Origin of the sequence: Clavibacter zhangzhiyongii, assembly GCF_014775655.1 — a bacterium.
In the GTDB taxonomy this organism is placed as follows: Bacteria; Actinomycetota; Actinomycetes; order Actinomycetales; family Microbacteriaceae; genus Clavibacter; species Clavibacter zhangzhiyongii.
This window is the reverse complement of sequence record NZ_CP061274.1, coordinates 181,833-207,881: the sequence shown is the minus strand read 5'-3', so window position 1 is coordinate 207,881 and position 26,049 is coordinate 181,833. Positions and strand designations below refer to the sequence as shown.

Annotated in this window: 32 protein-coding genes; 10 read left to right on the top strand and 22 right to left on the bottom strand. The window is 75.5% G+C overall.

Going from position 1 to position 26,049, the window contains the following annotated elements:
* Positions 1-16: 16 nt before the first annotated feature.
* From H9X71_RS01035 to H9X71_RS01025, 3 genes are all read left to right on the top strand, one after another.
* On the top strand, positions 17-466 hold the full coding sequence (locus tag H9X71_RS01035) for an MSMEG_6728 family protein (RefSeq protein ID WP_191147924.1): 450 nt from the start codon (positions 17-19) through the stop codon (positions 464-466).
* A gap of 239 nt (positions 467-705) precedes the next feature.
* Positions 706-1,197: an FBP domain-containing protein gene (locus tag H9X71_RS01030; protein ID WP_191147923.1), complete on the top strand. Its 492-nt coding sequence runs from the start codon at positions 706-708 to the stop codon at positions 1,195-1,197.
* Between the two features lie 74 nt (positions 1,198-1,271).
* Complete coding sequence (locus H9X71_RS01025; RefSeq protein WP_191147922.1) at positions 1,272-1,610, top strand: YnfA family protein; 339 nt, start codon at positions 1,272-1,274, stop codon at positions 1,608-1,610.
* Positions 1,611-1,637: 27 nt separating this feature from the next.
* Here H9X71_RS01025 and aroQ read toward each other — a convergent pair whose 3' ends face one another.
* The 12 genes from aroQ to H9X71_RS00965 form a co-directional block, all read right to left on the bottom strand.
* Complete coding sequence (gene aroQ / locus H9X71_RS01020) at positions 1,638-2,228, bottom strand: gamma subclass chorismate mutase AroQ (protein ID WP_191147921.1); 591 nt, start codon at positions 2,226-2,228, stop codon at positions 1,638-1,640.
* A gap of 84 nt (positions 2,229-2,312) precedes the next feature.
* Complete coding sequence (locus H9X71_RS01015) at positions 2,313-2,987, bottom strand: response regulator (RefSeq protein ID WP_191147920.1); 675 nt, start codon at positions 2,985-2,987, stop codon at positions 2,313-2,315.
* Complete coding sequence (locus H9X71_RS01010; RefSeq protein ID WP_191147919.1) at positions 2,984-4,348, bottom strand: sensor histidine kinase; 1,365 nt, start codon at positions 4,346-4,348, stop codon at positions 2,984-2,986. The genes H9X71_RS01015 and H9X71_RS01010 overlap by 4 nt, the downstream gene beginning before the upstream one ends.
* Before the next feature lie 79 nt (positions 4,349-4,427).
* Positions 4,428-5,288 (bottom strand): ABC transporter permease subunit, encoded by an 861-nt coding sequence (locus tag H9X71_RS01005; protein WP_191147918.1) that lies wholly within the window; start codon positions 5,286-5,288, stop codon positions 4,428-4,430.
* On the bottom strand, positions 5,285-6,232 hold the full coding sequence (locus H9X71_RS01000) for an ATP-binding cassette domain-containing protein (protein ID WP_191147917.1): 948 nt from the start codon (positions 6,230-6,232) through the stop codon (positions 5,285-5,287). The genes H9X71_RS01005 and H9X71_RS01000 overlap by 4 nt, the downstream gene beginning before the upstream one ends.
* A gap of 210 nt (positions 6,233-6,442) precedes the next feature.
* Entirely contained in the window at positions 6,443-6,709 is a 267-nt protein-coding gene (locus H9X71_RS00995; RefSeq protein WP_191147916.1) for a hypothetical protein, read from the bottom strand.
* A 99-nt stretch (positions 6,710-6,808) separates the two neighbouring features.
* Positions 6,809-8,125 carry an ROK family transcriptional regulator gene (locus H9X71_RS00990; protein WP_191147915.1) on the bottom strand — a complete coding sequence of 439 codons (1,317 nt, stop codon included), beginning with the start codon at positions 8,123-8,125 and terminating at the stop codon, positions 6,809-6,811.
* 20 nt (positions 8,126-8,145) lie between these two features.
* A complete protein-coding gene (locus H9X71_RS00985; RefSeq protein ID WP_191147914.1) occupies positions 8,146-9,366 on the bottom strand; it encodes a Gfo/Idh/MocA family protein in 1,221 nt (406 codons plus the stop codon).
* The gene (locus tag H9X71_RS00980) at positions 9,363-10,136 is read right to left on the bottom strand and encodes a ThuA domain-containing protein (RefSeq protein ID WP_191147913.1); all 774 of its coding nucleotides are present in this window, start codon (positions 10,134-10,136) and stop codon (positions 9,363-9,365) included. Before H9X71_RS00980 ends, H9X71_RS00985 begins: the two co-directional genes overlap by 4 nt.
* 79 nt (positions 10,137-10,215) lie before the next feature.
* Positions 10,216-11,106: a carbohydrate ABC transporter permease gene (locus H9X71_RS00975; protein WP_191147912.1), complete on the bottom strand. Its 891-nt coding sequence runs from the start codon at positions 11,104-11,106 to the stop codon at positions 10,216-10,218.
* Positions 11,099-12,088 carry a carbohydrate ABC transporter permease gene (locus tag H9X71_RS00970; protein WP_191147911.1) on the bottom strand — a complete coding sequence of 330 codons (990 nt, stop codon included), beginning with the start codon at positions 12,086-12,088 and terminating at the stop codon, positions 11,099-11,101. Before H9X71_RS00970 ends, H9X71_RS00975 begins: the two co-directional genes overlap by 8 nt.
* Positions 12,088-13,326, bottom strand: coding sequence for a sugar ABC transporter substrate-binding protein (locus tag H9X71_RS00965; protein ID WP_191147910.1), 1,239 nt, complete (start codon positions 13,324-13,326; stop codon positions 12,088-12,090). The genes H9X71_RS00970 and H9X71_RS00965 overlap by 1 nt, the downstream gene beginning before the upstream one ends.
* Before the next feature lie 227 nt (positions 13,327-13,553).
* On the opposite strand from H9X71_RS00965, the gene H9X71_RS00960 reads away from it, so the two are divergent.
* The 4 genes from H9X71_RS00960 to H9X71_RS00945 all read left to right on the top strand — a co-directional run bounded on the left by H9X71_RS00960 (position 13,554) and on the right by H9X71_RS00945 (position 16,914).
* Complete coding sequence (locus H9X71_RS00960; protein WP_244961688.1) at positions 13,554-14,069, top strand: hypothetical protein; 516 nt, start codon at positions 13,554-13,556, stop codon at positions 14,067-14,069.
* A gap of 80 nt (positions 14,070-14,149) precedes the next feature.
* The gene (locus H9X71_RS00955) at positions 14,150-15,355 is read left to right on the top strand and encodes a sensor histidine kinase (protein WP_191147909.1); all 1,206 of its coding nucleotides are present in this window, start codon (positions 14,150-14,152) and stop codon (positions 15,353-15,355) included.
* Entirely contained in the window at positions 15,343-16,005 is a 663-nt protein-coding gene (locus H9X71_RS00950; RefSeq protein ID WP_191147908.1) for a LuxR C-terminal-related transcriptional regulator, read from the top strand. Before H9X71_RS00955 ends, H9X71_RS00950 begins: the two co-directional genes overlap by 13 nt.
* A gap of 60 nt (positions 16,006-16,065) precedes the next feature.
* Complete coding sequence (locus H9X71_RS00945; RefSeq protein ID WP_191147907.1) at positions 16,066-16,914, top strand: DUF4097 family beta strand repeat-containing protein; 849 nt, start codon at positions 16,066-16,068, stop codon at positions 16,912-16,914.
* Between the two features lie 105 nt (positions 16,915-17,019).
* Here the strand turns inward: H9X71_RS00945 and H9X71_RS00940 are convergent, their stop codons facing one another.
* The 5 genes from H9X71_RS00940 to H9X71_RS00920 form a co-directional block, all read right to left on the bottom strand.
* The gene (locus H9X71_RS00940; RefSeq protein ID WP_191147906.1) at positions 17,020-17,610 is read right to left on the bottom strand and encodes an NUDIX hydrolase; all 591 of its coding nucleotides are present in this window, start codon (positions 17,608-17,610) and stop codon (positions 17,020-17,022) included.
* Positions 17,607-18,095 (bottom strand): GNAT family N-acetyltransferase, encoded by a 489-nt coding sequence (locus H9X71_RS00935; RefSeq protein WP_244961687.1) that lies wholly within the window; start codon positions 18,093-18,095, stop codon positions 17,607-17,609. The genes H9X71_RS00940 and H9X71_RS00935 overlap by 4 nt, the downstream gene beginning before the upstream one ends.
* On the bottom strand, positions 18,092-18,472 hold the full coding sequence (locus H9X71_RS00930; protein WP_191147904.1) for a fluoride efflux transporter FluC: 381 nt from the start codon (positions 18,470-18,472) through the stop codon (positions 18,092-18,094). Before H9X71_RS00930 ends, H9X71_RS00935 begins: the two co-directional genes overlap by 4 nt.
* Positions 18,469-18,972 carry a FluC/FEX family fluoride channel gene (locus H9X71_RS00925; RefSeq protein ID WP_191147903.1) on the bottom strand — a complete coding sequence of 168 codons (504 nt, stop codon included), beginning with the start codon at positions 18,970-18,972 and terminating at the stop codon, positions 18,469-18,471. Before H9X71_RS00925 ends, H9X71_RS00930 begins: the two co-directional genes overlap by 4 nt.
* Before the next feature lie 194 nt (positions 18,973-19,166).
* The gene (locus H9X71_RS00920; RefSeq protein ID WP_191147902.1) at positions 19,167-19,436 is read right to left on the bottom strand and encodes a hypothetical protein; all 270 of its coding nucleotides are present in this window, start codon (positions 19,434-19,436) and stop codon (positions 19,167-19,169) included.
* Positions 19,437-19,653: 217 nt separating this feature from the next.
* Here H9X71_RS00920 and H9X71_RS00915 point away from each other — a divergent pair, with 217 nt between their 5' ends.
* Positions 19,654-19,905: a DUF4287 domain-containing protein gene (locus tag H9X71_RS00915; RefSeq protein WP_191147901.1), complete on the top strand. Its 252-nt coding sequence runs from the start codon at positions 19,654-19,656 to the stop codon at positions 19,903-19,905.
* Positions 19,906-19,999: 94 nt separating this feature from the next.
* Positions 20,000-20,629, top strand: coding sequence for a YdcF family protein (locus tag H9X71_RS00910; protein WP_191147900.1), 630 nt, complete (start codon positions 20,000-20,002; stop codon positions 20,627-20,629).
* On the opposite strand, the gene H9X71_RS00905 is transcribed toward H9X71_RS00910, so the two are convergent.
* The 5 genes from H9X71_RS00905 to H9X71_RS00885 all read right to left on the bottom strand — a co-directional run bounded on the left by H9X71_RS00905 (position 20,626) and on the right by H9X71_RS00885 (position 24,582).
* Positions 20,626-21,408 carry an NAD(P)-dependent oxidoreductase gene (locus H9X71_RS00905; protein ID WP_191147899.1) on the bottom strand — a complete coding sequence of 261 codons (783 nt, stop codon included), beginning with the start codon at positions 21,406-21,408 and terminating at the stop codon, positions 20,626-20,628. The two genes, H9X71_RS00910 and H9X71_RS00905, sit on opposite strands and share 4 nt — an antisense overlap.
* A gap of 43 nt (positions 21,409-21,451) precedes the next feature.
* On the bottom strand, positions 21,452-22,231 hold the full coding sequence (locus H9X71_RS00900; protein WP_191147898.1) for an IclR family transcriptional regulator: 780 nt from the start codon (positions 22,229-22,231) through the stop codon (positions 21,452-21,454).
* Positions 22,232-22,258: 27 nt separating this feature from the next.
* Entirely contained in the window at positions 22,259-22,843 is a 585-nt protein-coding gene (locus H9X71_RS00895; protein ID WP_191147897.1) for an RraA family protein, read from the bottom strand.
* Between the two features lie 40 nt (positions 22,844-22,883).
* On the bottom strand, positions 22,884-23,162 hold the full coding sequence (locus H9X71_RS00890; RefSeq protein WP_191147896.1) for a hypothetical protein: 279 nt from the start codon (positions 23,160-23,162) through the stop codon (positions 22,884-22,886).
* A 73-nt stretch (positions 23,163-23,235) separates the two neighbouring features.
* A complete protein-coding gene (locus H9X71_RS00885; protein ID WP_191147895.1) occupies positions 23,236-24,582 on the bottom strand; it encodes a TRAP transporter large permease subunit in 1,347 nt (448 codons plus the stop codon).
* Between the two features lie 216 nt (positions 24,583-24,798).
* Between H9X71_RS00885 and H9X71_RS00880 the strand changes: the two genes are divergently transcribed.
* Positions 24,799-25,998 (top strand): glycosyltransferase family 4 protein, encoded by a 1,200-nt coding sequence (locus H9X71_RS00880; protein ID WP_244961686.1) that lies wholly within the window; start codon positions 24,799-24,801, stop codon positions 25,996-25,998.
* The last annotated feature ends 51 nt before the right edge of the window (positions 25,999-26,049 follow it).

Here is a 26,049-nt window from a genome sequence, read left to right as displayed (position 1 = left end):
GGAGTTGACTGGTCGGATGCAGACGTTCCTCCCCTACCCGGACCTCGCCGCGAGCATGGCCGTGCTCGACGACAAGCGGCTCGGGAAGCAGCGCGTCGAGACGCTCCAGGTGATGAAGGCCGTCACCGTCGCGGGCTACGGCTGGCAGAGCCACCCGGTCACGCGGATGTGGCGCGGCTACCGGCCGGCGCTCATGGAGTACCAGGAGGCGACGTGCGCCGAGTGGACCCGCCGCGGGTTCGCCGACACGTGCTTCGAGAAGACGCTCGCGATCATCGCCGAGGTGCCCGAGGACCTCGCCGCCTACACGGAGGGCCGCATCGAGCTGCCGCCGTGGTGGGGCCGCCCGGAGCTGCACCTCTCCCACCGCTCGAAGCTGCTGGCGAAGGCGCCGGAGCTGTACCGGCCGGCGTTCCCGGAGGATCCCGACGACCTCGACTACGTCTGGCCCGGCGCGAGCGCGTGAACGATTCCCCCACCCGGGGTACGGTGGCGGCGTGAGCATCACGAGCAGCGCGGCGCCCTCGGGGCGTGGGGAGGTCGTCGGCGGCTCGTCCGTCGGCACCAGGTAGTCGTCGGATCCGCCGCCGGAGCCCCGCACGGACCGGCCGCACCCGGCGCGTCGTCGATCCCGCGGGATCCGACCGCCTCCCCACGACACCCGTCCCCGCGGCATCCCGCCGCGACCCCGCACGAAGGGCACCCATGCTCCCCCTGACCGAATCCGCCATCCGCTCCTCCCTCGTCAACGCCTCCCAGCGCGAGGCCCGCGACATCCGCCTCCCCGAGGGCTTCGCCGAGCTCCGCTGGGACCGCCTCGACTTCCTCGGCTGGCGCGACCCGAAGTCGCCGCAGCGCGGGATCGTGGTCGCGCCCGTCGGCGACGAGCTGATCGGCGTGCTGCTGCAGCAGGCCGGCACCGCCCCGCGGTCCCGCGCCCAATGCACCTGGTGCCAGGACGTGCGCCTGCCCGCCCCGGTCGTCTTCTACGGCGCGCGCCGGGCCGGCGCGGCGGGACGCAACGGCAACACCGTGGGCACGCTCGTCTGCGCCGACTTCGAGTGCAGCGCGAACGTGCGGAAGCCCCGCCCGATCCCGTACCTCGGCTTCGACCCCGCGGCGGCGACCGCGCGGCTCATCGACGACCTGGGCGCCCGCGTGGCGGCGTTCGCGGCGGACGTGGCGTCGACGGCCTGAGCCGCCGACCGCCCGACCCGCGGGGCCGCGTCCCGGCCCGGGTCGGGTCGGGTCGGGTCGGCCATGCTCGGAGCATGCTGCTGCGCACCGTGATCCTGTTCGCCCTCGCCGCGGTCGCCGAGATCGGCGGCGCCTGGCTCGTCTGGCAGGCGGTGCGCGAGGGGCGGCCGTGGTGGTGGGCCGGCCTCGGCGTGATGGCGCTCGGCGCGTACGGGTTCATCGCGTCGCTGCAGGAGGACGCGTCCTTCGGGCGGATCCTCGCGGCCTACGGCGGCGTGTTCGTCGCGGGCTCGCTCGCCTGGGCGGCCGTCGTCGACGGGTACCGACCCGACCGGTGGGACGTGGCCGGCGCGGTGATCTGCCTGCTCGGCGTCGCGGTGATCATGGCCGGGCCGCGCGGGCAGGGCACCTGACGCGGATCCGTCGGCGCCCGGCCCGACTCAGGACGCCGGCGTGCAGACCGTCGCGAGCGCGGTGCGGAAGGCCTTGCGGTGCGCGTCGTCGAGGCCGCGGCCGAGCTCGCCGCGGGCGTCCGTGACGAGGTGGCCGCACGCCCGGTCGTCGAGCGCGTCGTGCGCGGCGCCGACGGCCGGGACGAGCCGCGCGTCCACCGCGTTGATGCGCGGGCGGACGCTCGTGGTGAGGTCGGGCGCGGTGGTGGGCGCCTCCTCGAGGTGCGCGTGCCAGCGGGCGATGAGGGCGACCTGCACCTGCTTGCTCGCCTCGATCTGCGCCCGCATGATGCGCTCGGCCGCGACCGGGTCGACCCCGTCGGCCTCCGCCGCGGCGACCGTGGCGTCGATGACCGCCTGCTCGCGCGCGGGATCCGCCACGGCCTTGCCCGACAGCCACTTCGACGCGGCCACGTCGTCGGCGATCTCGAGGCGGTCGAGCGCGGCGGACGCGACGGCGGTGACCGCCCGCTGCTCCGCCGGGTCGCGCGGGCACGCCTGCGCGGGCGCGGCGGCGCCGAGGAGCGCGGCGAGGGAGACGGCGAACGCGGACGTGGCGAGCAGGGCGCGGTGGGGCATGGGGATCCGATCGGGGTTCGGGTGGGCGGGTCGCCGTGAGCATAGGCAGGCGACCGCGCGCGCACCCCGCCGCCTCCACAGGGGTCACTCGATCGCGGCGCGCACCAGCCCCGTCTCGTAGGCGAGGACCACGGCCTGCACCCGGTCGCGCACGCCGAGCTTGGCGAGGATCCGGCCGACGTGCGTCTTCACGGTCGCCTCCGCGAGGAACAGGTCGCCCGCGATCTCCGCGTTGGAGCGCCCCTCGGCGACGCGGCGCAGCACCTCCGTCTCGCGCGGCGTGAGGGCGGCGAGCCGGGGGTGCACGCCCGCGGCGGCCGGCGCGGATCCCACGGGCAGCACGTCGGCGAACATCTCGAGCATCCGCCGGGTCACGCGCGGGGCGACCACGGAGTCGCCGGAGGCCACGACGCGCACCGCGGACGCCAGCTCCGCGGGCGTCGCGTCCTTGAGGAGGAAGCCGCTCGCGCCGGCGCGGAGGGCGGCGAAGGCGTGCTCGTCGAGGTCGAAGGTCGTGAGGATGAGCACGCGCACGGACGGGTGCCCCTCGACGATGCGCCGGGTCGCCTCGATGCCGTCGACCCCCGGCATCCGCACGTCCATCAGCACGACGTCGGGGCGGAGCGCGGCGACCTGGTCGATCGCGGTGCGCCCGTCGGCCGCCTCGCCGACGACCTCGAGGTCGGGGGCGCTCTCCAGCACGAGCCGGAAGCCCATCCGCACCAGCGACTGGTCGTCCACCAGCAGGATCCTCGTCATCGTCCGTCCTCCTCGTCGACGGGCAGCACCGCGCGCACGGCCCAGCCGCGGCCGTGCGGGCCCGCGTCCACCGTGCCGCCGAACGCGGCCGCCCGCTCCCGCATCCCGAGCACCCCGCGGCCCGAGCCGGGGGTGCGCTCCACGGGGACGCCCGGGCCCTCGTCGGCGACGACGACCTCGATCCGGCCGGGGAGCGCCTGGATCGCCACCTCGACGCCGGCGGTCCCGGGCGCGTGCCGCAACGCGTTCGTCAGCGCCTCCTGCACGATGCGGTGAACCGCGAGCTGCAGCGTGGCGTCGGCGCGCGCGAGCCGGGCGTCGGCGATCCCCGTCGCGCGCACCGGGAGCCCGGCCAGCCGGAACCGGTCGAGGAGCGGCGCGAGGTCGCGGATGCCCGGGAGCGGCGCGACCGACGGCTCCGCGGCGGCGCCGTCGCCGGCCGGGTCGGACGCGCCGGCCGGGGCGTCGTGCAGCACCCCGAGGACCCGCCGCATGTCGGCGAGGGCCGTCCGCCCGGTCCCCACGAGCTCGTCGAGGGCGAGGCGGGCGCGGTCCGGCGCCCAGTCGAGCGCCATGGACGCGCCGCCGCCGAGGGCGACCATCACCGAGATGCTGTGCGCGACGACGTCGTGCATCTCGCGGGCGATGCGGGCGCGCTCCGCCGCCTCCGCCAGCCGGGTGCGCTGCTCGGCCTCGCGCGCGACCGCCTCGGCGGCCTCCACGATGCGGGCGAGGTGCAGCCGCCGGCTCCGGACGCCGGTGCCCACGGCGACGGCGAGGAGCGCGAGCACCAGCACGGGCAGGGCCACGGGCTGCCATCCGCCGAGGAACGGGTCGGGGCCGGCCGCGGTGTCGGGCGAGAGGCCGCTCATCACGGCGCCGACCTGGAGCGGCAGGGGCAGGATCCGCGCCGCCGTGAGCATCGCCGCGACCGCGGGGACGAGGACGGCCCAGGTCACGAGCGGGCGGCGCGCGACCGCGACGGCGTGCAGGGCGAGCGCGAGCCCGAGGTCGATCCCCGAGGGCGCGCCGGTGAGGGCCAGCGCCGCCAGCCCGAGGACCGCCATGCCCGCCGCGACGACGACGGGCCTCCTGCGACGCGCCACGAGGAGCGCGCACCCGGCGGCCGTCAGCGCGAGGGACGCGGCCTGCATCCGGAGCACCTGCTCGGAGCCGAGGTGGACGTGCAGCGCGTACATCGAATCGGCGCCGACGCCGGTGACGAGCGCCCAGGCGGCGAAGCAGGCGATGAGCGCCGCGTCGCCGACGGCGGGGCGCCGCGCGAGGAGCCGGCCGACCGGGCCGACGGGCCGCACCTGCAGCCCGGCGAGGTCCGGCGCCTCGCCCCGCCCCGCGCTCACGCCCGCCCCTGGATCATCGGTCCCACTCTGGCAGGTCGCCGCCACGGGCCGGCCGGCCGCGACGGCCCCGGCGCCGCCGTCACGCATCCCGGCGCCGGAGGAGCGCCGTCGCCACGGCGAGCACCCCCAGCACCCAGAGGAGCATGACCCCGTACCCGCCCCACGGCGACAGCTCGGTGCCGTCCGCGACGGTGATCACGGAGCCGACCGCATCCGACCGCAGCAGCCGGCTGCCGGCGCTCGAGGGCAGGTGGGCCGCGAGGGACTGCAGCGGCGCCCACGGGATCGCGGCCAGGAGGTTCTCGACCACGAGCAGCAGGCCGACCACGATCGAGATGCCCGCGGCCGCGCTGCGGACGAGCAGGCCGATGCCGAACGCGAGCGCGGCCACCGCGCCGAGGTAGAGGGGCGTGCCCAGGATGAGCCGGGCGTCCTCCTCGCGCCGCAGGTCGACGGACATGCCGGTCGCGCCGAACCAGGGCGCGCTGGCGGCCCAGGCCGCGAGCACCGCGACGGTCGACGCGGCCACGACGACCAGCACCAGGACGACGGCCTTCGCGAGCAGCGCCCGGACGCGCGTCGGCGTGACCGTGAGCGTGGTGCGGATCTGGCCGGATCCGTACTCGCCCGCCACGACCATCACCCCCAGCACCGCGAAGGCCAGCTGGGCGAGCGCGACGCCGCCCGTGACGTACGCCGCGCCGACCATGCCCGCGGAGCCGACCGCCTCCGGGACGCCCGCGATGCTGATGACGCGGGAGACCGCGAAGGCGGGGACGACCGCGGTGCCGAGCAGGAGGATCCACCAGGTGGAGCGGAGCGAGCCGATCTTGATGCGCTCGCCGGCGACCATGCGGCGGAAGGTGACCGGCCGGACGGCCGGATGGTGCGCGACGGCGCGGGCGGCGGATCCGCCCTGCTGCGGGGTGGGTGCGGTCATGCTCGTCCTCCGGTGGGGGCGTCGTGGGCGGTGGCGGATGCGGCGGAGCGGTGCTCGACCTCCCCCGCCGTGAGCTGCATGTAGGCCTCCTCGAGGGAGACCGGGACGGGTGCGAGCCCGTGGAGGGCCACGCCCGCGGCGGACGCGGCGGCGGCGATGCCCGGCGCGTCCAGCCCCGACACGTCGAGCACGTCGTGCTCCACCGCGACCACGCCGACGCCGGGCCGACCGGCGAGCGCGCGCTCGAGCTCCGCCCGCATCGGGGTCCGGGCGCGGACGACGCGGGTCTGCGCGCGCTCCACGACGTCGCGGGTGGGGGCGTCGACGATCACGCGGCCGCGGCCGAGGATCAGCAGGTGGTCGGCCGTGAGGGCCATCTCGCTCATCAGGTGCGACGACAGCAGCACCGTGCGGCCCTCGGCGGCGAGCCCGCGCAGCAGCGTGCGGATCCAGAGGACGCCCTCCGGGTCGAGCCCGTTCACGGGCTCGTCGAGGATCAGGGTCCGCGGGTCGCCGAGGAGCGCGGCGGCGATGCCGAGGCGCTGGCCCATCCCGAGGGAGAACGTGCCGACGCGGCGGCGCGCGACGCTCGCGAGGCCCGCCATCTCGAGGACCTCGTCGACCCGGCGGGGGTGGATCCCGTGCGTCGCCGCCAGCGAGAGCAGGTGCGCCCGCGCGGTGCGGCCGCCGTGCACGGCCGTCGCGTCGAGCAGCGCCCCCACCTCCCCGAGCGGCGCCCGGTGCTCGGCGTACGCCCGCCCGTTGACGGTGACGCGGCCGGACGTGGGCCGGTCGAGGCCCACGATCATGCGCATCGTCGTGGACTTCCCGGCGCCGTTCGGCCCCAGGAACCCCGTGACGGATCCGGGTCGGACGGTGAAGTCGACGTGGTCGACCGCGCGTCCTCCCGGGTGGTCCTTGGTCAGGCCGGATGCCTCGATCATGTGCCCTCCTCTGCTCGGCACCTCGAGCCTCGCGGCGGGCTCCGCGCGCCGGGACGACCGGGAGGACCAGATCGGACGCGTCGTCGCGTACGCCGCGGGGATGACACGGTGCGCCCCCAGGGGCACGCGGGCCGGCGGGGCGGCAACGGCAGCGGCAGCGGCAGCGGCAGCGGCAGCGGCAGCGGCAGCGGCAGCGGCAGCGGCAGGGTCCTACCGCTCGCGGTCCCGGGAGCGGGCGGGCGTCCGGTCCGGCGGGTTCGCGCGTCGCGCTCGGCGGATGCAGAGCGCCGCGAGCGATGCGCAGACGACGGCCACGGGGATCGCCACGGGCCAGCCGAGGCTCGGCCCCGCCCAGCACCGCGGCGCCATGCCGGCGAAGGTGCTGCAGCCGCCCGACCACACGCCGACCGCGAGCACGGCGGCCGTGAGCAGCAGCGCGGCGGCGGCGTCCCAGAGCGGACGCGGGGTGGAGGGCATGCCCCGACGGTACGGGCCCGGGCGCCGTGCTGCGCGCCCCAGCTCGGGGCACGCGGCGAGGTCAGCCGGCGAGGTCGCGCAGCAGCCCGGGCAGGCGGCTCACGCGGAAGTGCGCTCCGCGTCCGCCGCCGCCTCGCGGGCCACGCCCGACGGGTCCACGAGCACGCGCGCGAACGCCAGCTCGGCCGCGCCGATCATCAGCCGGTCGGGACCGAGGGCCGCCCGGCGGATCCGCAGGGCCTCGCGCGCGCCGGGGAGCGCCTGGGCGGTGGCGCGGGCGAGGATCCGGTCGGGATCCGCCGCGTGCAGCGACCCGAGGAAGCCGCCGAGCACCACGAGCGACGGGTTGAAGATGTTCACGACGTTGCGCAGCGCGACCGCGAGGTTGTCGATCTGCCGCTCGACCTCGCGGGTGACGGCGGCGTCGCCCGCCTCCAGCGCCGCCGCGAGCACCTCGCCGAGCTCGTCGGCGCGGGCGCGCGGGAGGCCCGTGACCTCGAGCAGCGCGTCCTGGCCGACGGTCGTCTCCAGGCACCCGACGGCGCCGCAGTGGCAGAGCTCGCCGCCGGAGTCGACGAGCGTGTGGCCGAGCTCGCCGCCGTAGCCCTCCGCGCCGCCGAACGGGCGCCGGCCGATGAGCACGCCGCCGCCGACGCCCGACGCGCCGCCGTTGAGGTAGACGAGGTCGTCGACGTCGCGGCCGGATCCGAAGCGCCCCTCCGCGACGGCCGCGAGGCTCGCGTCGTTGGCGGCGAGCGCCGGGAGCCCGGTGGCCTCCGCGAGGAGGGCGGCGAACGGCTCGTCGACCCAGCCGAGGTGCGGCGCGAGGCGCACGAGCCCGCCGTCGAAGCGGACGAGGCCGGGCACGGCGACGCCGATGCCGAGCACGCGCGCGTCGGGCCGGGTGGCGCGGAGGTCGGCACGGATCTCCGCGATGATGGCGCTCGCGAGCTCGGCGGCCCGCGCGGCCGTGGGGATCCCGTCGGTGTCGCGGCGCACGCGCTGCTGCACGACCCCGTCGAGGCCCACGAGCCCCACCGTGACCGCGTCGATCTCGGGGTTGACCGCGAAGACGACCACGCGCGGATCCGCCGACACGATGGGGCTCGGCCGGCCGACGCGGTTGGTGCCGGGCGGCTCCGACTCCACGACGAGGCCCAGCTCCTGCAGCTCGCCCACGAGCGCGGCGATGGTGGAGCGGTTGAGGCCCGTCTCGCGGGTCAGCTCGGAGCGGGACGCCGGCCCGGTCTCGTGCACGATCTGCAGCACGGTCGCGAGGTTGGAGCGGCGCACGTGGTCGGGCGTGGTGCCGCGGGAGCGGGGATCCGGCGCGAGCGGGACGGCCCGGGCGGGATCCGCGACCGGTGCGAGGGGCTCGGGCGCGCCCACGGCGTCGCCCGTCTCGTGCCCGGTCACTGGATCCCCACCCGACGAGGCTACCCGGCGGCGGACGGGCGGGCGACGGCCGCGACGCCCGCCGGATCCCCGGACGCCGGCGGCCCCTGCAGCGCCTCGCGCACGCCCCGGTCGCGCCACTCCTCGAGCCGCGCGCGCACGTCGTCGCGCCGCTCGTCGGCGAGCGCGGTCGCGTGCGCGCGCTCGAGCACGTCGTCGATCGCGAGCCGCGTGCCCGTGTCCTTCGACTCGATCGCGGCCTCCACCATCGCGAGGCTCATCACGTTGCCGTGCACCTCGCCGTGCGGCCGCTCGCCGGTGCGCAGCGCGCGCACGAAGGCGCGGAGCGACCCGGCGATCTCGACGCCCACCGACTCCGCCGGCTCGGGCTCCGCGGGCGGCCCGTCGGGCGCGTCCGTGATCTCGCTCGTCGGGTCGTGGTCGCCGTCCCAGAGCGCGGTGCCGTGCGCGCCGCTCACCCGCCAGGATCCGTTCCACGACGTCTCCGCGCCCGGGCTGCACCAGCTGCCCGTGTAGACGTAGCGCACGCCGCCCTCGAACGTGAAGACGGCGGTGGCGCCGGCGTCGCCGCGGTACCAGCTCCACGCCGGGTTGTACGACTCGCAGTAGACGCTCACGGGATCCGCGTCGAGCAGGTACCGCACGGCGTCGAACTGGTGCACGGCCATGTCGAGCAGGAGCACGTCGTCCATCTCCTCGCGGAACCCGCCGAAGTGCGGGGCCTTGAAGAACTCGGTGGTGACGATGCCGACGCCGCCGAGGTCGGCCGCCCGCCGCCGGAGCGCGACGAGGTGGTCGTTGTACCGGCGCGACTGGCTGACCATGAACAGCTCGCCCGTGATCTCGGCCGCCGCCGCGAGCGACAGCCCCTCGGCGACCGTCAGCGCGACGGGCTTCTCGCCGAGCACCGGGATCCCGGCGAACAGCGCCTGCGTGGTGACGGGGTGGTGCGCCCGCGGGATGGTGACGTCGACCACCGCGTCGGGCCGCACCCGCTCGATGATCTCGCCGAGGTCGGTGGACCACTCCGCGGTGGCCCCGTGCGCGGCTGCGCCGGCCTCCGCGGCCCGCGCGTCGAGGTCGACGACGCCCACGAGCTCGACGTCGGGATCCTCCGCGATGGTCGCCAGCCACGCCTGGCCCATGCCGCCCGCGCCGACCTGCACGACCCGGAGGCGGGCGCCGCCGGAGGGCGCGACGATCCGGTGGTCGGCGCCCGCGCGCCGCTCGCCGTCGGTCATCGCTCGAGCGCCCCGGCGTAGTCGGCGCCCTGGAAGAACTCGCCCGACTCGTAGCGCAGCAGCGTGGGCGTCTCGCGCTCGCGATCCGGTCGCGCCCACTCGCAGGCGTTCGCGATCACGCGGCGGACGTCCCGGTGGTGGTAGACGGGGAAGTCCTGGTCTCCGGGCGAGAAGAAGAAGATCCGGCCGAAGCCGCGGCGGTAGGTCATGCCGCTGCGGAACACCTCGCCGCCGGTGAAGCCGGAGATGAAGACGAGCTCGTCGGGCGTGGGCACGTCGAAGTACTCGCCGTACATCTCCTGCTCGTCGATGACGATGGGGTTCGGCACGCCGCGCGTGATGGGGTGCTGCGGGTTCACGGTCCAGACCAGCTCGCGGTCGTGCTCGCTGCGCCAGCGCAGGGTGCACGTGGTGCCCATCAGCTTCGTGAAGATCTTCGACCAGTGGCCGGAGTGCAGCACGATGAGGCCCATCCCGGCGAGCACGTGGCGGTGCACGCGCTCGACGATCTCGTCGTCCACCTCGCCGTGGGCGGCGTGGCCCCACCAGGTGAGGACGTCGGTGCGGGCGAGCAGCTCCTCGGTGAGGCCGTGCTCGGGCTGGTCCATGGTCGCGATCTCGACGTGCGCGTCGGGCAGGTTCTCCTGCACGCCCTCGGCGACGGCGCCGTGCATGCCGGTCGGGTAGCGCTCCTGCACGTGCTGCTCGATCTGCTCGTGGCGGTTCTCGCCCCAGACGGTGACGCGCAGCGGGGTGGTGGTGTCGGTCATGGTCTTCCTTCTCATGGGGTGGTGCGGGTGACGGGGACGGCGGCGGCGCCGTCGGGGGCGCGGGCGCGCGGGAGGCGGATCACTTGACCGCGCCGCCCGTCGCGCCCGCCGCGATGAAGCGCTGCGCCGCGAGGAGCAGCACGATCGCGGGGAGCGACGCGAGCACGGCCGTCGCCATCACCGTGCTCCAGTCCGCGGTGTACGTCCCGATGTACTGGTAGATCCCGAGGGTGATGGGGCGCACGTCGTCCGTGGTCGTGAGCGTGAGCGCGAACAGGAAGTCGCTCCAGGTGAAGAGGAACGTGAAGAGCCCGGCGGTGATCACGGCGTTGAGGCTCACCGGCAGCACGATCGAGCGGAAGGCCCGGAAGTTCCCGGCGCCGTCCACCTTCGCAGCCTCGATGATCGACGGCGGGATGTTGGCCATGAACGCCCGCATGATGAGGATCGCGAACGGGATGCCGGCCGTGGAGTCCGCGAGGATCAGGCCCGGGATGGAGTTCAGCAGCCCCACGTCGTTGTACGCGGCGTAGAGCGCGTTGGCGACGACGATGCCCGGGATCATCTGCGAGATGAGGATCCCGAAGAGCACGGCGTTGATCCACCTGAACTTGAACTGCGCCAGCGCGTAGGCCGCCGGGGTCGCGATGGCGAGGCTGAGCACCACGCTGCCGAGCGCGATCACGAGGCTCGTGCCGAGCGCCCGCCCCTGCTCCGAGAGCGCCGTCGCGTAGCCCTCGAACTGCGCCTCGAACGGGAACCACGCGGCCTGGATGGCGGGGCCCGCGGGCTGCAGGGAGATGTTGATCATCCAGTAGACGGGGAAGAGCATCAGGGCGAGGATCACGACCCCGACGACCGTGGAGATCCAGCTGCGGTCGGCGCGCGGCTTCCGCGACCCGACCGGGCGCGGCAGGGCGGGACGGGACGCGGCGCGTGCCGGGGCGACGCGGGCGGCGGTGTCACTCATCGACGGCCTTCCTGTTCGCGCGGAGGTAGACCACCGCGAACACCGCCGAGATGGCGATGAGGATGTTGCTGAGGGCGGCGCCCGACCCGAAGTCGAACTGCTGGAACGAGAGCGTGTACGACTGCGTCGCGATGGTCTGCGTCGCGTTCGCGGGCCCGCCGTTCGTGAGGCCGAGGATGATGTCGAGCACCTTGATCGTGTAGACGACGCCGAGCACGAGCACCACGCCGACCACGGGGCGCAGCAGCGGCCAGGTGATGTGGCGGAAGCCCTTCCAGCCGGTGGCCCCGTCGAGGGAGCCGGCCTCGTACAGCTCCGGCGGGATGTCCTGCAGGCCGCCGTAGAGGATGGTCGTGTTGAACGGGATCCCGATCCACACGTTCACCGCGATCACCGTGATGAGCGCGAAGGCCGGGCTCGTGAGCCAGGGCACCGGGTCCTGCACGACGCCGGCGCCGAGCAGGAACTGGTTGAGCACGCCCGAGTCCTGGTCGAGGATCCACTTCCAGACCGCGCTCGAGACGATGAGCGGCAGCAGCCACGGCAGGAGCAGCAGCGCCCGCAGCAGCCCGTTGAGCGGGAACGAGCGGCGGAAGAACAGCGCGAGCACGAGGCCGATCACGAACTGGCCGAGGATCGACCCGGCGGTGAAGAGGAACGTGTTGAGCAGCGCCGTCGAGAAGATCCCCGACGAGAGCACGGACGCGTAGTTCGCGAACCCGACCCACGGCGCCTCGCCCGTGTAGAAGGTGGTCGTCGTGTACTCCTGGAAGCTCATGACGATGTTCTTCACGACCGGGAAGCCGAAGAAGAGCACGAGGTAGACGACCGCCGGCACCAGGAACATCGCCTGGAAGAAGCGCTCCCACCTGAAGCGGGGACGGCGGGGACCGGGTCGCGACGCCTCGGCCGCGACCCCGGCGCCCCGGGCCCGCCCGGCCGCCTGCGCGGTCGGGCGGGCGGGGACGGCGGTCGTCGCCATCAGCCCTGCTCGGCGTTCTTCAGCGCGTCCTCCGGGGAGGACTGGCCGGTCAGCGCCGACTGCACGGCCGTGTAGATCTTGGTGGCGGCCTTCGGCCACTCCTCGCCGAGCTGGCCGGTGCGGGCGCGGGCGTCGGCGACGAGGTCGACGAACACCTGCTCCTCGGGCACCTGCTGGCCGAACTCGGTGGCGACGGCGGTCTTCGACGGGATCGTGAAGCGCTTGGTGGCCATGTCGAGCTGGTTCTCATCGGAGTTCAAGCACTCGACGACCTTCGCGGCCGTGGCCTGCTTCTCCTTGTCGCCGGTCTGCGGCACGGTCCACACCTCGCCGCCCAGCGGGGCGACGGCGGTGCCGCCGGCGGTGGGCGCGGGGAGCTTCGCGATGCCGTACTCGACGCCCGACTCGGTGAGCGCGGGGATCTGCCACGGGCCGTTGATCATCATCGCCGTCTTGCCGGCCATGAACTGGTCGTTGACGTCGGACTGGGTCCAGTTGACGACGCTCTGCGAGGCCGACCCGTCCTTCACGAGGTCGGTCCAGAGCTGCAGCGCCTCGGCGGTCTCGGGGGTGGCGATGTCCTTCTCGTCGCCGCCGTTCGACCACATGAAGGGCAGGAACTGCCAGGTGCCCTCGTAGGTGGCGTTGGCGTCCATCGCGATGCCGTAGCGGTCGCCGTCCTTGAGCGCGGCGGCCGCGGTCTTCAGCTCGTCCCACGTGGTGGGCGGCTGGATCCCCGCGTCGGCCAGCATCTGCACGTTGTAGAAGAGCGCGATCGTGTTCACGGTGGGCGCGAGGCCGTAGGTCTTGCCCTCGTAGGTGCCGGCGTCGACGACGCCCTTCGCGTAGCCGTCGGTGGAGATGCCGAAGTCCTCGAGCGGGGCGAGCGCGCCGGTCGCGGCGATCTGCTGGAGGTCGGGGTTGTCGAGCATCAGCACGTCGGGGAGGGTGCGCGAGGAGGCCTGCTGCAGCACCTTCTGGATGAGGCTCGAGCCGGGGATCGACGTGCGCTTGATGGTGACGCCGAGCGACTCGCCGCACTTCGCGAGGGTGTCGCCGATGACGGCGTCGTCGTTGCCCTCGTTGTAGTAGTCGGTGACGGTGATCTCCGAGGCGCTGCCGCCCGAGGAGGATCCGCCTCCGCCGCCGCCGGAGCAGCCGGCGAGCACGAGGGGGAAGGCGGCCGCGAGGGCGGCGGCGCCGACGAGGCGGCGGCGGGCGGTGGATCGAGGGGACATCGCGTGGTCTCTTCCTTGAGGTGGCGGTGGGTCCGGGTCGCGACGACACCGTGATCCGCCAGCTCGCACGCATCCGGGTGGCGTCGTCGCGTACCCGATGGCGGCGACGCTAACACCGGATCAGGGGTCGTGTAAAGCGGTTAACCGGAAACGTTGCGGGCGGGACCCGGGCGGCGGCGGGCGACGGCGCGCCGGACGGGACGCGGCCTGGCGTCGAGACGTCCGACGTGCTCGACTGGGACGTCCCGCCGCACCCGCACGAGGAGATCCGCCATGACCGCGACCCGCGAGCTCCCGGAGCCGACGTGATCCCCTTCGCGGTCGCCGTGGTCGTCACCCTCGCGGCGCGGCTCCTCGGCCTCGCGGTCCCGGCGCTCGACGCCTGGCCGCCCGCCGTGGCGATCGGCCTCGCCGCCGGATTCGCCCTGGCCGCGAGCGCGCACTTCGTCGAGCCCCGATGCAGCGGGTTGATCGCGATCGTGCCGCCCCGCGTGCCGCGCGCGGACCTCGTCGTCACCGCCACGGGCCTGCTGGAGGTCGCGGGGGCGATCGGCCTGCTGATCCCGCCGCTGCGCACGCCGGCCGCGATCGGCCTCGCGATCCTGCTCGTCGCGGTGCTCCCGGCTAACGTGCGCGCGGCCGGCGGTCGGCGCCATCCGGCCGCCCCGACCACGCCGCTCCCCCTGCGCGCCGCCGTCCAGGCGGGGTACCTGCTCGGGTGCGCGGTCGTCGTGCTCGGCTGACAGGGGTGGGGGCTGTCCCCCACCAGGTCGGGCGGCCACCTCCATCGCCTGGGGAAATGCGTCCCCATACGGTGAGACACGTGAACACCGTGACCGTCCTCTGGACCTCCGCCGTCGACCTGCTGATCGACGCCGTGCTCGGCCTCGCCTGGGTCGTGATCCTCGTCACCCTGCTGTCGACGGGGGTCGGCACCCTGCCCGCGGCCGGCATCGGCGTGCTCGTGCTCGCCGCCACCGCCGTGCTGATCCGCGGCATCGGCGTCGTCGAGCGGGCCCGCACCGCCGCGGTGCACGACATCGCCATCACCCCGCCCGTGCGGAAGCGGACGACGGTCACGAGCGCGTGGCGCCACCTGACGCAGCCGCTCCTCGACCTCGTCGACCCGGTGACGTGGCGGCAGCTGCTGCACCACGCGCTGAGCATGGTGCTGGGCCTCGTCTTCGTCACGCTCTTCGGCGCCGTGCCGCAGCTCGCGGCCGCGGTCGGGTCGGGCGAGCTGCCGGCCGTCCCCGGGGGCGGGCTCGCCGCGACCATCACGGCGGTGCTCCTGACGGCGCTGCTGGTCCTCTACGTGTGGGGCGCCGGATCCCTCGACCGCGCGGTCTCCCCCGCCCTCCTCGGCACGAGCCGGACGGCCGCGCTCGAGAGCCGGGTCGACACGCTGACGGACGCCCGGCAGGGCGCCGTGGACGCCGCGTCGACCGAGCGGCTGCGGATCGAGCGCGACCTGCACGACGGGGTCCAGCCCCGGCTCGTGGCGCTGGCGATGACGCTCGGCATGGCCCGCGCCCGCATGGACAGCGATCCCGCCGCCGCCCGCGAGCTCCTCGACCAGGCGCACCGCGACGCCAAGGACTCCATCACGGAGCTGCGGCAGCTGGCCCGCGGGATCCACCCGGCCGTGCTCACCGACCGCGGCCTCGACGCCGCCCTCTCCGCCGTCGCGTCCCGCAACGCCGTGCCCACGACCGTCCGGGTGGACCTCTCCGCCCGGCCCCGCCCGGAGGTGGAGGCGGTGCTGTACTTCGCCGTCGCCGAGGCCCTCACCAACGTGGCGAAGCACTCGGGCGCGTCCCGCTGCTCCGTGGCCGTCGACGAGGTGCCCGGCGGGATCCGCGCCGTGATCTCCGACGACGGCCGCGGCGGGGCCACCCGCGACGGCAACCCCGGCGGCGGCCTCGGCGGCATGCACGACCGGGTGCGCGCCGCCGGCGGCACCCTGACCACCTCGAGCCCCCTCGGGGGCCCGACCGACGTGACCGTGGAGGTCCCGTGCGCATTGTGATCGCCGAGGACTCCGTCCTCCTCCGAGCGGGCCTCGAGCGCCTCCTCACCGACGCCGGACACGAGATCGTGGCCGCCGTCGACGACGCCGCCGCGCTGCTCGCGGCCGTCGACCGGGAGCGCCCCGACCTCGCCATCGTCGACGTGCGCATGCCGCCGACCTTCACCGACGAGGGGATCCGCGCCGCGGTCCTCATCCGGGCGCAGGACCGCGACGCGGCCGTGCTCGTGCTCTCCCAGTACGTGGAGGAGCGCTACGCCGCCGACCTCATCGCCTCGAACTCGGCCGGCCTCGGCTACCTGCTCAAGGACCGGGTCGCGGAGGTGGACGAGTTCCTCGCCGCCGTCGCCGAGGTCGGGGCGGGCGGCACGGTCTTCGACCCGGAGGTCGTGGCGCAGATCGTGGTGCGCTCCCGCCGCTCCGACGGGGTCGACGCCCTGTCGCCGCGCGAGGCCGAGGTGCTGCAGCTGATGGCCGAGGGTCGCTCGAACAGCGCGATCGCCGGCGCCCTGCACATCTCCGAGAGCTCGGTCGAGAAGCACGTCTCCGCCATCTTCACGAAGCTCGACCTCCCGCCCGAGAGCACCGGCAACCGCCGCGTGCTCGCCGTCCTGCGGTACCTGGCGCGCGCCGCCGACCCGCGCGGCTGATCCGCCGCTCCCGCCTCCGACCTCCCGCTCCTCCCGCTCCTCCTCCGACAGAAGGCCGCCATGACCACCATCGCCCCCGCGGGTCCGCCCGCCCAGCCCAGCCCGCCCGCGCCCCGCCGGCCGCGGACGCTCCGCACCGTGCTCGTCGCGGTCGGATCCGTCGCCCTCGTGGCGCTCCTCGCGCTCGTCGTCCTGCAGGTCGTCGCGGGCCTCGACCGCGGCGACCGCTCGCGCACCAGCACCGTGACCGAGCCCTTCGCCAGCGTGTCGATCGACGCGTCCGCCGCCGACGTGCGGGTCGAGCAGGCCGACGTCGACGCGACGCGCATCGTCTTCCGCTCCGGCGGGTCCGCCCTCCGCGAGACCCACGCGGTGCACGACGGCGAGCTCGAGGTGGAGCTGCGGAACCCCTCGTGGGGGATCCTCGACCTGCCGTTCGGCTCGTCGCCCGGCGCCGAGCTCGTGGTGCAGGTGCCCGCGGGGACCGGCGGCGCCGGCATGGACGTCGACGTCTCGACGGCCGCGGGCGGGATCGTCGTGGCCGGCGACTTCCGCGACGTGGACGTCGACTCCGGCGCGGGCGAGGTGCGCCTCTCCGGCAGCGTCGCCGACCTCGAGGTCGAGAGCGGCGCGGGCGACCTCACGGCCGACGGCCTCCGGGTGTCCGGCGAGGTGCGCGCCACGAGCGGCGCGGGCGACACCGAGCTCGACCTCGCGACGGCGCCCACCTCGATGCGGGTGGAGACGACGGCCGGCGAGCAGCGGATCCTGCTGCCCGAGGGCGCCTACGCCATCACGACCGAGACGGTGATGGGCCAGGTGTCGAACGCCGTCGGCAGCGACGCGGACGCGACGCGTCGGTACGTCCTCTCGGCGACGATGGGCGACATCACGGTCGACCGGCGCTGACGCCCGTCCGTCGCGCGTCCGCGCCGTGGCCACCGCTCGCGCGGGGTCGCGGCGTCGGCGCGTGCGCGGTCGCTTCGGCAGCGGCGGCGGGAGAGCGGCGGCGGCTCAGCGGACGGCCGCCCCCACCGGCGGCAGCAGCCCCTGCTCCGCGGCGGCGGCGCGGGCGATGAGGAGGGTCGGGTCCTCGATCCCGCCCGCGGCGATGAGCGCGTCCAGCTCGACGACGGGCATCCGCACGAGGCGCACCTGCTCGGACGGGTCGGAGCGGTCGGCGACGCCCGCGGTGGTCGGCGCGGTGCAGGCGAACACGTGCACGAGCCACGACGCGCGGCCCGGGTTCACGGCGTAGGTGCGCAGCGGGCGGATCTCCGTCGCGACGAGGCCGAGCTCCTCCTCGAGCTCGCGGCGGGCGGCGTCGGCGGGCTGCTCGGAGGCGTCGCCCGCGCCGCCGGGGAGGTCGAGGATCCACCGGCCGAGCGGGTACCGGTACTGGCGCGAGAGCAGCACGTGGTCGCCGTCGACCACGAGGGTCGCGACCGCGTACGGCACGCTCTCGTCCACCTCGTAGCGCGACGTCGACCCGTCGGGCAGCAGCACCCCGTGGTCGACGAGCACGACGCGGCCGCGGTGCAGGTCCCGCCGGTCGGTGGTGCTCCAGACGGGCTCGGGCTCGTGGTCGGGTTCCGCGCTGCTCATCCCGCGAGCCTAGGCGGGGGCGTGGTCCCCGCCCCGAGCACCCGGGACCACGCGACCTCGCGGGCGAGCTGCCCGCTGGCGCGGAAGGCGACGACCTGGTGCGCCTCCGGCAGCGCCGCGGCGAGCGCGTCCCGGTCGGCCTCCGCGAAGCCGAGGCCGCGCCAGAACGGACCCGAGCGCCGCGAGAAGAGCCAGGCGCGCTCGGCGCCGGCGGCCTCCGCCTCCGCGAGGGCGTGCCGGGCGAGCGCGGATCCGCGTCCGGACGACCGCAGCGCCGGATCCACCGCCACGCTGCGGACGAGCGCGTGCCGGCCTCCGGCGCCGAGCTCGAGACCCGCGCTGCCGACGACGCGGCCGTCCCCGTCCCGCTCGACCCAGAAGCCCGCGCCGGGCGCGTCGAGGCCGTCGACGGTGAGGTCCGCTGCCCGGAGGAACGCGCGCAGGTCGACGAGGTCCCCGGCGAGCGCCCGCCGCAGCGCGGTCACAGCCCCGCGCCCAGCGCGAGCCCCAGCCCCGCCGCCGCGATGCATGCGACGAGCATCCCGAGGCCGTTCGCGAGCGCCGCGCCCAGCCGGCCGGCCTGCGCCAGGCGGACGGTCTCGAGGCTGGCGGTGCTGAAGGTCGTGTAGCCGCCCATCAGGCCGCCGCCGAGGATCAGCAGGAGGTCGTGCGGGAGCCCCGCGTGCGCGGCCGCCCCGGCCAGGAGGCCCAGGCCGAAGGACCCGGTGACGTTGATGACGGTCGTGCCCCACGGATACCCGGCGCCCACGCGGCCCTTCACGGCGCCGTCGACGAGCAGGCGGAGGGCTGCTCCGATGCCGCCGGCCACGCAGATCAGGGCGAACACGAGCGGGCCGCTCACGACGCCGCTCCCGTCCCGCGGCCCGACGCCCGGCGCCGGTGCAGGGCGCCGCCCGCCGCGATCCCGGCCAGCGACGCGGCCGCGCCGACGACCAGCGAGAGCGCAGCGTAGGCGAGCGCCGTGCCGAGCGCGGATCCCGTGAGCGCGGCCGCGTCCGTGGCCAGCGAGCTGTAGGTGGTGAAGCCGCCGAGCACGCCCGTGCCGACCAGCAGCCGGACGGCCAGGCGGCGGCCCTCGTCGGGGCCGCGGAGGGCGAGCGCCTCGAGGAGCGCGCCGAGCGCGAAGGCGCCGACGACGTTGATCACGAGGATCGTCACCGGCAGGCCGCCCGCGGGCGCCGGCCAGGTGAGGGCGAGCGCCTCGCGGATCCCCGTGCCGACGGCGCCGCCGAGGGCGACGAGGCCGAGCGACGACCAGCGCAGGTGGACGGGGCGCGGCGGCCGCTCGCGGGGAGGCCGGGGTGCGGCCGGTCGGGCGGCGTGCGGACGGTCGTGGGTCATGCGGGTCTCCCATCTCGGCTGGCATGGCGATGCCGTGAGACAGGGACCGTCGTCGACGGGATGCCGAGGTTCGGGGACGGCGAGCCCCACCGCCGCGCCCCCCGCGGGAGGCCCTCCCGGAGGAGACCGGACCATTGAACCACGCGGCGGACGGGAGGCCGCCTGCCGCGCGCCCGCGCGGACGGCCGCCCGGTTCAGCCGTACGAGTACAGGTCGACGTCGACGTCGACCGGGAGCTCCAGCGGGCCGTCGAGGTCGTCCCCCCGCTCGTGCACCTCGAGGCGCACGACCGAGCGGGACGTGACGAGGACGGCGACGTGCACCCGGCCGACGCCGTCGAACTCCACGAAGCGCGCGCCGCCGGTGACCGCCTCGACGAGGCGTGCCTTCAGCGCCTCCACGTCCTGTCCGTCGGCGAGGAGGAATCGCTCCCCGTCGATGCGGATGCTGGTGGTGGTGTGCATGGGACCCTCGTGCCGTCTCGCGCCGGGGAGGCCGGCGTCCTGGCGAGCCGGCACGGGGTCCAGGTGCGGCTCGACGATCCCGACACTATTCCTCGGGTGGGCAACAGTCTTCCCCCTTGACACCGGGCAGGAGCGGCAGCAGCGGCAGCAGCAGCCGAGGCGCTCCGCGGCGGGATCGCCCCTGGCCTTCGCCGCGCCCCGCCGGTACCGTCGCAGCATGAACGCGCACGGCATCGTCGCCCCGCCCCCGCCGCCCGAGGGGCAGAAGGCGAAGGGGCCCGCCTCCTACTTCCCGGGCATCGAGAAGGCGCACGGGCAGCCCGTGCAGCACTGGATCGACCTCGCCGACGAGCGGCTCGACGTGGAGCCGCACATGCAGGCGGTCGCCTGGCTGAAGGCCGAGCACGGGCTCGGGCACGGGCACGCCAACGCGGTCGTCGCGTACGTGAAGGCGGCCCGCGCCGGCTGACGGGAACCGGGTGATCGGGCAGCCGCGCCGCCGCACCGCCCGCCCGCCGCACCGCCCGCCCGCCGGCCGCCGACCGCGCCCGTAGCCTGGGCGCATGCGCACCCGCCGGATCCTCGTCGCGCTGCCGGCCGCGCTCGGCGCCGCCGTCGCCGCGGTGCTCCTGGCGAGCGAGGGGATCCACCGGGCCGCCAGCACGCGCGGGCTCGGCATCTCCCCCGGCCGGCCCGACGGCACGGTGGGCCGCGAGGCCGTCATCGTGCTCGGCTTCGGCAACGCGGGGGCGCGCGCGAACCGCGTCAACCGCTACCGCGTGCGCGCGGCGCTCCGCTCGATGGACCCGAGCGCCACGTCGACCGCGCTCGTGCTGTGCGGCGGATCCGTGATGGGCGACGAGCCCGAGGCCCGGATCCTCGCCCGGTACGCCCGCGAGCTCGGCTACCGCGGCCCGGTCGTCCTCGAGGAGGCGAGCCGGAGCACGCGCGAGAACGTCGCGAACGCGATCCCGCTCGTCGAGGACGCCGACACGATCCGCATCGTCTCCGACCCCGTGCACGCCGAGGAGGCCCGCGTCCACCTGCGCGCCGCCCGCCCCGACCTCGCCGACCGGCTGGCCCGCGGCCGGGAGTACCGGTTCGGCGAGGTCACGTGGATGAAGCCGCTCGCCATCGCGGTCGCGCTGCTGCGCCGGGCCCGCGAGGCGTCGCGCGGCCGACCGGACGACTAGGCCCCGCGTGCGGCCTCCTCCTCGGCGAGCCGGCCGAGGAACCGCATCGAGGCCTCCGACATCTCCGACGGGACCCCGAGCGCGCCGAGGTGCTCGACCACCGACCCCATCTCGTGGCCGCGCCGCACGGCGTGCTTCCGGCTGCCCGACTCGTAGCGCTCGATCTTCGCGGCCACGTCGCCCGACAGCTGGCCGGCGATCTGATCGCGCACCCACTCCTCGCAGCCGGCCGCGCGTCCCGCGGTCACGGCCTCGACCACGACGGCCGCCAGGCTCTTCATCAGCACGCTGCGCAGCAGCTTCCGGCTGGTGGCCTCGCCGGCCGGCCCGTCGATCCGCTCGACCTCCGCGCCCAGGGAGACGAGGTACTCCTCGACGTCCTGCGCGGCGGATCCGCTCACGATCGTCGCCGTGCGCGCCCCCTCGGCCGGCACCGGACCGAGGATCGCGACGTCGGCGAAGCGCGCGCCCGCGTCCTGCACGAGCTGCGCGACGCGCGCCATGACCTCGGGCGACGCCGTCGTGAAGTCCGCGTAGACGGCGTCGGCGCCCAGGTGGGGGGCGGCATCCGCGGCGATGCGCTCGCTCAGCGCCGCGCCCGTGAGCACGACCACGAGGTCGGCGCCGGTGACGGCCTCGGCGAGGGTGGCGGATCGCTCGACGCCGTCCGGCGTGGTGGGGGCGGCCGGGTCGAAGCCGGCGACCTGGTCGCCGCGGGCAGCGGCCGCCGCCGCGTAGATGGCTCCGGCCTCGCCGAGTCCGATGAACGCTGTCCTCATCGTGCGTCTCCTCCTCTGCCGGCCGCCTCTCGCGACCCGGCGTCTACCGCTCCACGGCGGCTGCCGCTCGGCGCAGTTCCGGCACGCGCGCCTCGAGGCGCGCGTGCGTGATGGTCTCCGACGGCCCGGAGGCCGAGATCGCCGCGACGACGTCGCCGGACCGGTCGTGGATCGGGACGCTCACCGCGGCGACGCCCGTCTCCCTCTCGTCGATCGAGATGTGGAAGCCGTCCCGGCGCACCGTCTCGAGCTGCGCCCGCAGCTCGTCGGCCGACACCGTCGTGCCGCCGGCCGTGTCCGTGCTGCCGATCCGGGCGAGCACCCGCTCGCGCTCCTGCTCCGGGAAGGCCGCCAGGATGTTCTTCCCCGCGCCCACGTGCAGCGGCAGCCGCCGGCCGAGGGGCAGCTGGTACCGCAGCGGGTCCTCGCCGTCGACGCGCACCGTGAGGATCCTCTCCTCCCCGATCCGCACGTACAGCGACGCCGTGAGCCGCGTGCTGTCCGCGAGCTGCTGGAGCACGGGGCGGGCCCTGCCGCTCAGCCGGTCGGTGGTGAGGAAGCCGTTCGCGATCCCGAGGGCCGCCGGCCCGACGCGGTACTCGCCGTTCTCCGCCGTCACCCAGCCGCGGCGCTGCAGCGATCCGAGGATCCGCAGCACGGTCGCGTTCTGCAGCCCCGACCCGCGGCTCAGCTCCACGAGCCTGAGCGGCCCGTCCCCCCGCTCCAGCAGCTCGAGGAGGTCGAGCGCCCGGTCGACGCTGCGGACGGTGGACGAGGTGGTCTCCGCGGGGGTCGCGGCGCTGTCCGCGGGGGTGGCTGGCATGCTCCCCATCGTCCCAGGCGCCGGGTGTCATCGTGCGGCGACGATCGAGGCCCGGGTCGCGGACTCGTCCGCGTGCTTGGCCTCGGCCCGGTCGGCGACGGCCGACGCCTCCGCCGCGGGCACGATCGCGAGCCCGTCGGAGTCGCCCAGCACGATGTCGCCCGGGCTCACGACCACGGTCCCGATGGCGACGGGGACCTGGATCCGGTACGGCCCGTTGCGGTACGGGCCCGCGGGCGTCACGGCGCGGGCGAAGGCGGGGAAGCCCATCTCCTCGAGGTCGTCGACGTCGCGGAGGGCGCCGTCGATCACGATGCCCGCGCAGCCGGCGGACCGCAGCCTCTCGCCGATGAGCTCGCCGACGAGCGCGCGGTCGCGGAGCCCGTGGCCGTTGACGACGAGGACGTCGCCGGGTCGCAACCGCCCGAGGGCCTCGTGGATGCCGGCGTTGTCGCCGCCCGCGACCTCCACGGTGAAGGCGGGGCCGGCGACGCGCGCGCCGCGCCACACCGCGTGGATCCCGGCGTCGACGACGCCGAGGCGGTCCATGGAGTCGCCCACGTTGGCGACGGGGAGGGCGGCGAGCCGCGCGAGGGAGGATGCGTCCGTCATGTCGTGCCTCTTCTTCCGGTGATGCGGGTGGCCGTGCCGCCTAGTCGGCGGGCTTCCAGCCGTGGACGTAGGAGAGCAGGAGGGTCCAGATCCCGAGCACGCCGGCGACGCCGAACGTCCAGGGGCTGAGCGCCGCCGAGGCGCCGGCGATGAGGCCGCCGTCGACCACGACGAGGCCCGCGATCTGCAGCAGCACCAGCACCGTGCCGAGCACGAGCATCGCGACGAGCAGGGCGACGAAGACGGCGGTCATCACGCGGATGGCGCGCAGGCGGGCCGGGCCGTGGGTCGTCTCGGCGGGGGTCTTCTCTTCCGACATCAGCTCCTCCTCGGGGCGGTCGTGCGGGCGGGGACGGGACGGGGATGCGCGGCGGGGACGCGGGCGGCGGCCATCAGTGCGGCACCGGCAGCCAGCCGGGTCCGATGAGGGCGGCGATCACGAGGATCGGCAGCACGTACAGCACGATCAGCGGCACGAACGTCTTCACCGGGTTCACCTGCGCGATGCCGGTCGCGATGTAGATGGCCGACGCCCCGGGCGGGGACGCGCCCTCGGTCGAGGCGGCGACGAGCACGACGCAGGCCGCGAGCACGGGATCCACCCCGGAGGCCACCAGCACGCTGAACCCGATGCCGCCGATGGTCGCGATGGTGGCCGTCGAGCTGAGCGGCCCGGCGACGAGCACGACCATGACGGCGACGATGATCGACATCACGACAGGCGACGCGTCCAGCCCGTTGAGCACGCTGGAGAGCTGCTCCGCGAGGCCGAGCTCGGTGAGCACGGCGCCACCGGCGAAGGCGAACACGAGGGTCGCGCCGATGTCGCGGTAGCGGGGCGCGGTCTTCGCCACGAAGCCGTACCACTCGCGGCCCGACCTCGGCAGCCGACGCCAGCCGAGCGCGGCGGCGAACAGGCCGAGGAGGACGGGGATCCAGACGATGATGCTGATGGACTCCATCACCTCCTCGCCGAGCACGCCCGTGAGCGAGTCGCCGGTCGGCCCGAGGGTGACGAGCACCGGGATCACGATGCCGAGGAACACCAGCAGCGACGACCAGCCCTGCCGGAAGCTGCGGCCGAAGGGCAGGATGTCGGCGGCCGACACCCGCCCGATCCCGTGCTTCCGCACGAAGTAGAAGACGACGACGAGGCGCCAGAGGATGCACCAGGCCGCGGCCGCGAACATCGCGAGCAGCAGCTCGTCGATGGAGACGTACGGCGCGACCGTCGCGGTGCCGATGAGGATGAAGAACGAGGCGCTCGGCGGGATGACCGTGCCGTTGCCCGCGTTGCCGGCGATGAGCGTCGCGGCGACGTGCGGCGGCCAGTTCGAGCGCTTCATCCACGGGATCGCGACGGACCCCATGGTCGCGGCGTTGGCGGATCCCGAGTGGGCGACCGCGCCGAACAGCGCCGACCCGACCGTGGCCACGTACCCGGCCCCGCCGCGCAGCCGGCCGAGCAGCGAGTTGAGCAGGTCCACCTGCCGGTCGATCACCCCGGTGGAGGCGAGCAGGAAGCCGATGAACGTGAAGGCGAGCGCCGCGAAGACGATCTCCTGGTCGAACGCGGCCTGCATGCCGGTGAGGACGAGGCGGGGGAACTCCCCGCCGCCGAACGCGCAGACGACGAGGAACCCGACGACCATCGCCTCGCCGATGCCGCGCTTCAGCGCGACGCTCCAGACGACGATGATCCCGATGTACGAGATGAGGGCCCAGACAGCCAACCCCATGAGTGATCCTTCCGCTCTCCATTGAGTGGTGCAGTTCACTTGGTGAACTGAAAGTTCGTTTTGATGAGCATGGGGGTCCCGGCGCGGGATGTCAAGGCGGGCCGGCGGCGAGCTCCCGTACCGCATCCCGCATCCGCCCGCGCGATCCCTCCCGAGGGCGGGAGCCGTCTCCCCAGGCGGCCGTCGCCCGGCGGCCCGGACGGCTAGCGTCAGGCGATGCCCACGCTCCGCCCGCTCCTCGTCATGGACTACGCCTTCTCCTACCTGGGCGGCGCCCAGACGGCCGTCGTCCAGCAGGCGCTCGCGCTCGCGCGGGCGGGGCACGCGGTCACGGTCGCGGCGCCCGACGCCACCTCGTGCGCGGAGCTGCAGGGCACGGGCATCGCGCTGCACGACGTGCCGCCCAGCTGCCCGTTCCCGCTCCTCGGCCTGCCGCTCGTCCGCGCGGGCGCCGCCACCCGGGCGCGCCTCGAGCGGCTGATGGACGCCGCCGGCACCGACCTCGTCCTGACGCACTCCGAGCACGGGCTGGCCGCCGCCGCCCTGCGCGTCGGCCGCGGGCGGGGGATCCCGACGATGCACACGGTGCACACGTTCTTCCTCCGCGGGCCGGAGTGGGCCGGGTTCCTCGCGCCCGTCGCGCGGGGCATGCACCGCGCGTTCACCGGGCTGCCGGATCCGCGGGTGCGGCTCGCCCCGCGCCCGCTCGACAGCGCCCTCCGCGGCATGACCGTCGCGATCGGCCGGGAGGCCGACCTGGTCCTCTCGCCGTCCCGCCACCAGGCCGTCGAGCTGCGCCGCGCGGGCCTCGCCGGCGTGGAGGTGCTGTCGAACACGAGCTGCGCCGCGCGTGGACCGGCCGCGGCGCTCCCGGAGGGCGGTCCGCTGCGGCTCGTCTGGGCGGCGCGGTTCGCGCCCGAGAAGCGGCTCGCGGTGATGCTCGACGCGATGGCCCTCGTCGCCGAGCGCGCGGATCCCGGCACCGTGCACCTCGACCTGGCCGGCGGCGAGCCGCGCGCGGCCGTGCCCGCCGGGGTCACCGCGCACGGGCGCGTCCCCACGGCGGCGGTCGCCGCGCTGCTCCGCGGCGCGCACGCGGCGGTCATCACCTCGCTCGGCTTCGACAACCAGCCCATGATCGCCATGGAGGCGTTCGCGGAGGGACGGCCCGCGATCGTGAGCGATCCCGTGCTCGCCACGGAGTTCGGCGGCGCCGCGCTGCTCGCCGACGCGACGGACGCGCAGGGGCTGGCCGCGACGATCCTCCGGCTGGCCGCCGACCGGCGCCTGCTCGACGCGCCGGCCGCGGAGGCCACCCGCACGGCGGCCGCGGTCGCGCCGGCCGCGCACGCCCGGTCCCTCGAGGAGGCGCGCCTCCGCATCGTCCGCGCGGCCCGGGGAGCGGCGACCGCGTGACGGCCCGCGCGGCCGCGCCCGGGTCCCCGCCTATCCGCCCGTGGACGGTCG

Excerpts from the sequence above, each read along its gene's own strand:
- H9X71_RS00970 (WP_191147911.1), bottom strand. The coding sequence starts at position 12,088 with ATGGCGACGACCGCCGTCCCCGCCCGCCCGACCGCGCAGGCGGCCGGG.
- H9X71_RS00940 (WP_191147906.1), bottom strand. The coding sequence starts at position 17,610 with ATGAGCAGCGCGGAACCCGACCACGAGCCCGAGCCCGTCTGGAGCACC.
- H9X71_RS00975 (WP_191147912.1), bottom strand. The coding sequence starts at position 11,106 with ATGAGTGACACCGCCGCCCGCGTCGCCCCGGCACGCGCCGCGTCCCGT.
- H9X71_RS01035 (WP_191147924.1), top strand. The coding sequence starts at position 17 with ATGCAGACGTTCCTCCCCTACCCGGACCTCGCCGCGAGCATGGCCGTG.
- H9X71_RS00980 (WP_191147913.1), bottom strand. The coding sequence starts at position 10,136 with ATGACCGACACCACCACCCCGCTGCGCGTCACCGTCTGGGGCGAGAAC.
- H9X71_RS00880 (WP_244961686.1), top strand. The coding sequence starts at position 24,799 with ATGCCCACGCTCCGCCCGCTCCTCGTCATGGACTACGCCTTCTCCTAC.
- H9X71_RS00910 (WP_191147900.1), top strand. The coding sequence starts at position 20,000 with ATGCGCACCCGCCGGATCCTCGTCGCGCTGCCGGCCGCGCTCGGCGCC.
- H9X71_RS00900 (WP_191147898.1), bottom strand. The coding sequence starts at position 22,231 with ATGCCAGCCACCCCCGCGGACAGCGCCGCGACCCCCGCGGAGACCACC.
- H9X71_RS00890 (WP_191147896.1), bottom strand. The coding sequence starts at position 23,162 with ATGTCGGAAGAGAAGACCCCCGCCGAGACGACCCACGGCCCGGCCCGC.
- H9X71_RS01030 (WP_191147923.1), top strand. The coding sequence starts at position 706 with ATGCTCCCCCTGACCGAATCCGCCATCCGCTCCTCCCTCGTCAACGCC.
- H9X71_RS00945 (WP_191147907.1), top strand. The coding sequence starts at position 16,066 with ATGACCACCATCGCCCCCGCGGGTCCGCCCGCCCAGCCCAGCCCGCCC.
- H9X71_RS01025 (WP_191147922.1), top strand. The coding sequence starts at position 1,272 with ATGCTGCTGCGCACCGTGATCCTGTTCGCCCTCGCCGCGGTCGCCGAG.
- H9X71_RS01015 (WP_191147920.1), bottom strand. The coding sequence starts at position 2,987 with ATGACGAGGATCCTGCTGGTGGACGACCAGTCGCTGGTGCGGATGGGC.
- H9X71_RS00995 (WP_191147916.1), bottom strand. The coding sequence starts at position 6,709 with ATGCCCTCCACCCCGCGTCCGCTCTGGGACGCCGCCGCCGCGCTGCTG.
- H9X71_RS00915 (WP_191147901.1), top strand. The coding sequence starts at position 19,654 with ATGAACGCGCACGGCATCGTCGCCCCGCCCCCGCCGCCCGAGGGGCAG.
- H9X71_RS00905 (WP_191147899.1), bottom strand. The coding sequence starts at position 21,408 with ATGAGGACAGCGTTCATCGGACTCGGCGAGGCCGGAGCCATCTACGCG.
- H9X71_RS00985 (WP_191147914.1), bottom strand. The coding sequence starts at position 9,366 with ATGACCGACGGCGAGCGGCGCGCGGGCGCCGACCACCGGATCGTCGCG.
- H9X71_RS00895 (WP_191147897.1), bottom strand. The coding sequence starts at position 22,843 with ATGACGGACGCATCCTCCCTCGCGCGGCTCGCCGCCCTCCCCGTCGCC.
- H9X71_RS00925 (WP_191147903.1), bottom strand. The coding sequence starts at position 18,972 with ATGACCCACGACCGTCCGCACGCCGCCCGACCGGCCGCACCCCGGCCT.
- H9X71_RS01005 (WP_191147918.1), bottom strand. The coding sequence starts at position 5,288 with ATGACCGCACCCACCCCGCAGCAGGGCGGATCCGCCGCCCGCGCCGTC.
- H9X71_RS00965 (WP_191147910.1), bottom strand. The coding sequence starts at position 13,326 with ATGTCCCCTCGATCCACCGCCCGCCGCCGCCTCGTCGGCGCCGCCGCC.
- aroQ (WP_191147921.1), bottom strand. The coding sequence starts at position 2,228 with ATGCCCCACCGCGCCCTGCTCGCCACGTCCGCGTTCGCCGTCTCCCTC.
- H9X71_RS01000 (WP_191147917.1), bottom strand. The coding sequence starts at position 6,232 with ATGATCGAGGCATCCGGCCTGACCAAGGACCACCCGGGAGGACGCGCG.
- H9X71_RS00920 (WP_191147902.1), bottom strand. The coding sequence starts at position 19,436 with ATGCACACCACCACCAGCATCCGCATCGACGGGGAGCGATTCCTCCTC.
- H9X71_RS00885 (WP_191147895.1), bottom strand. The coding sequence starts at position 24,582 with ATGGGGTTGGCTGTCTGGGCCCTCATCTCGTACATCGGGATCATCGTC.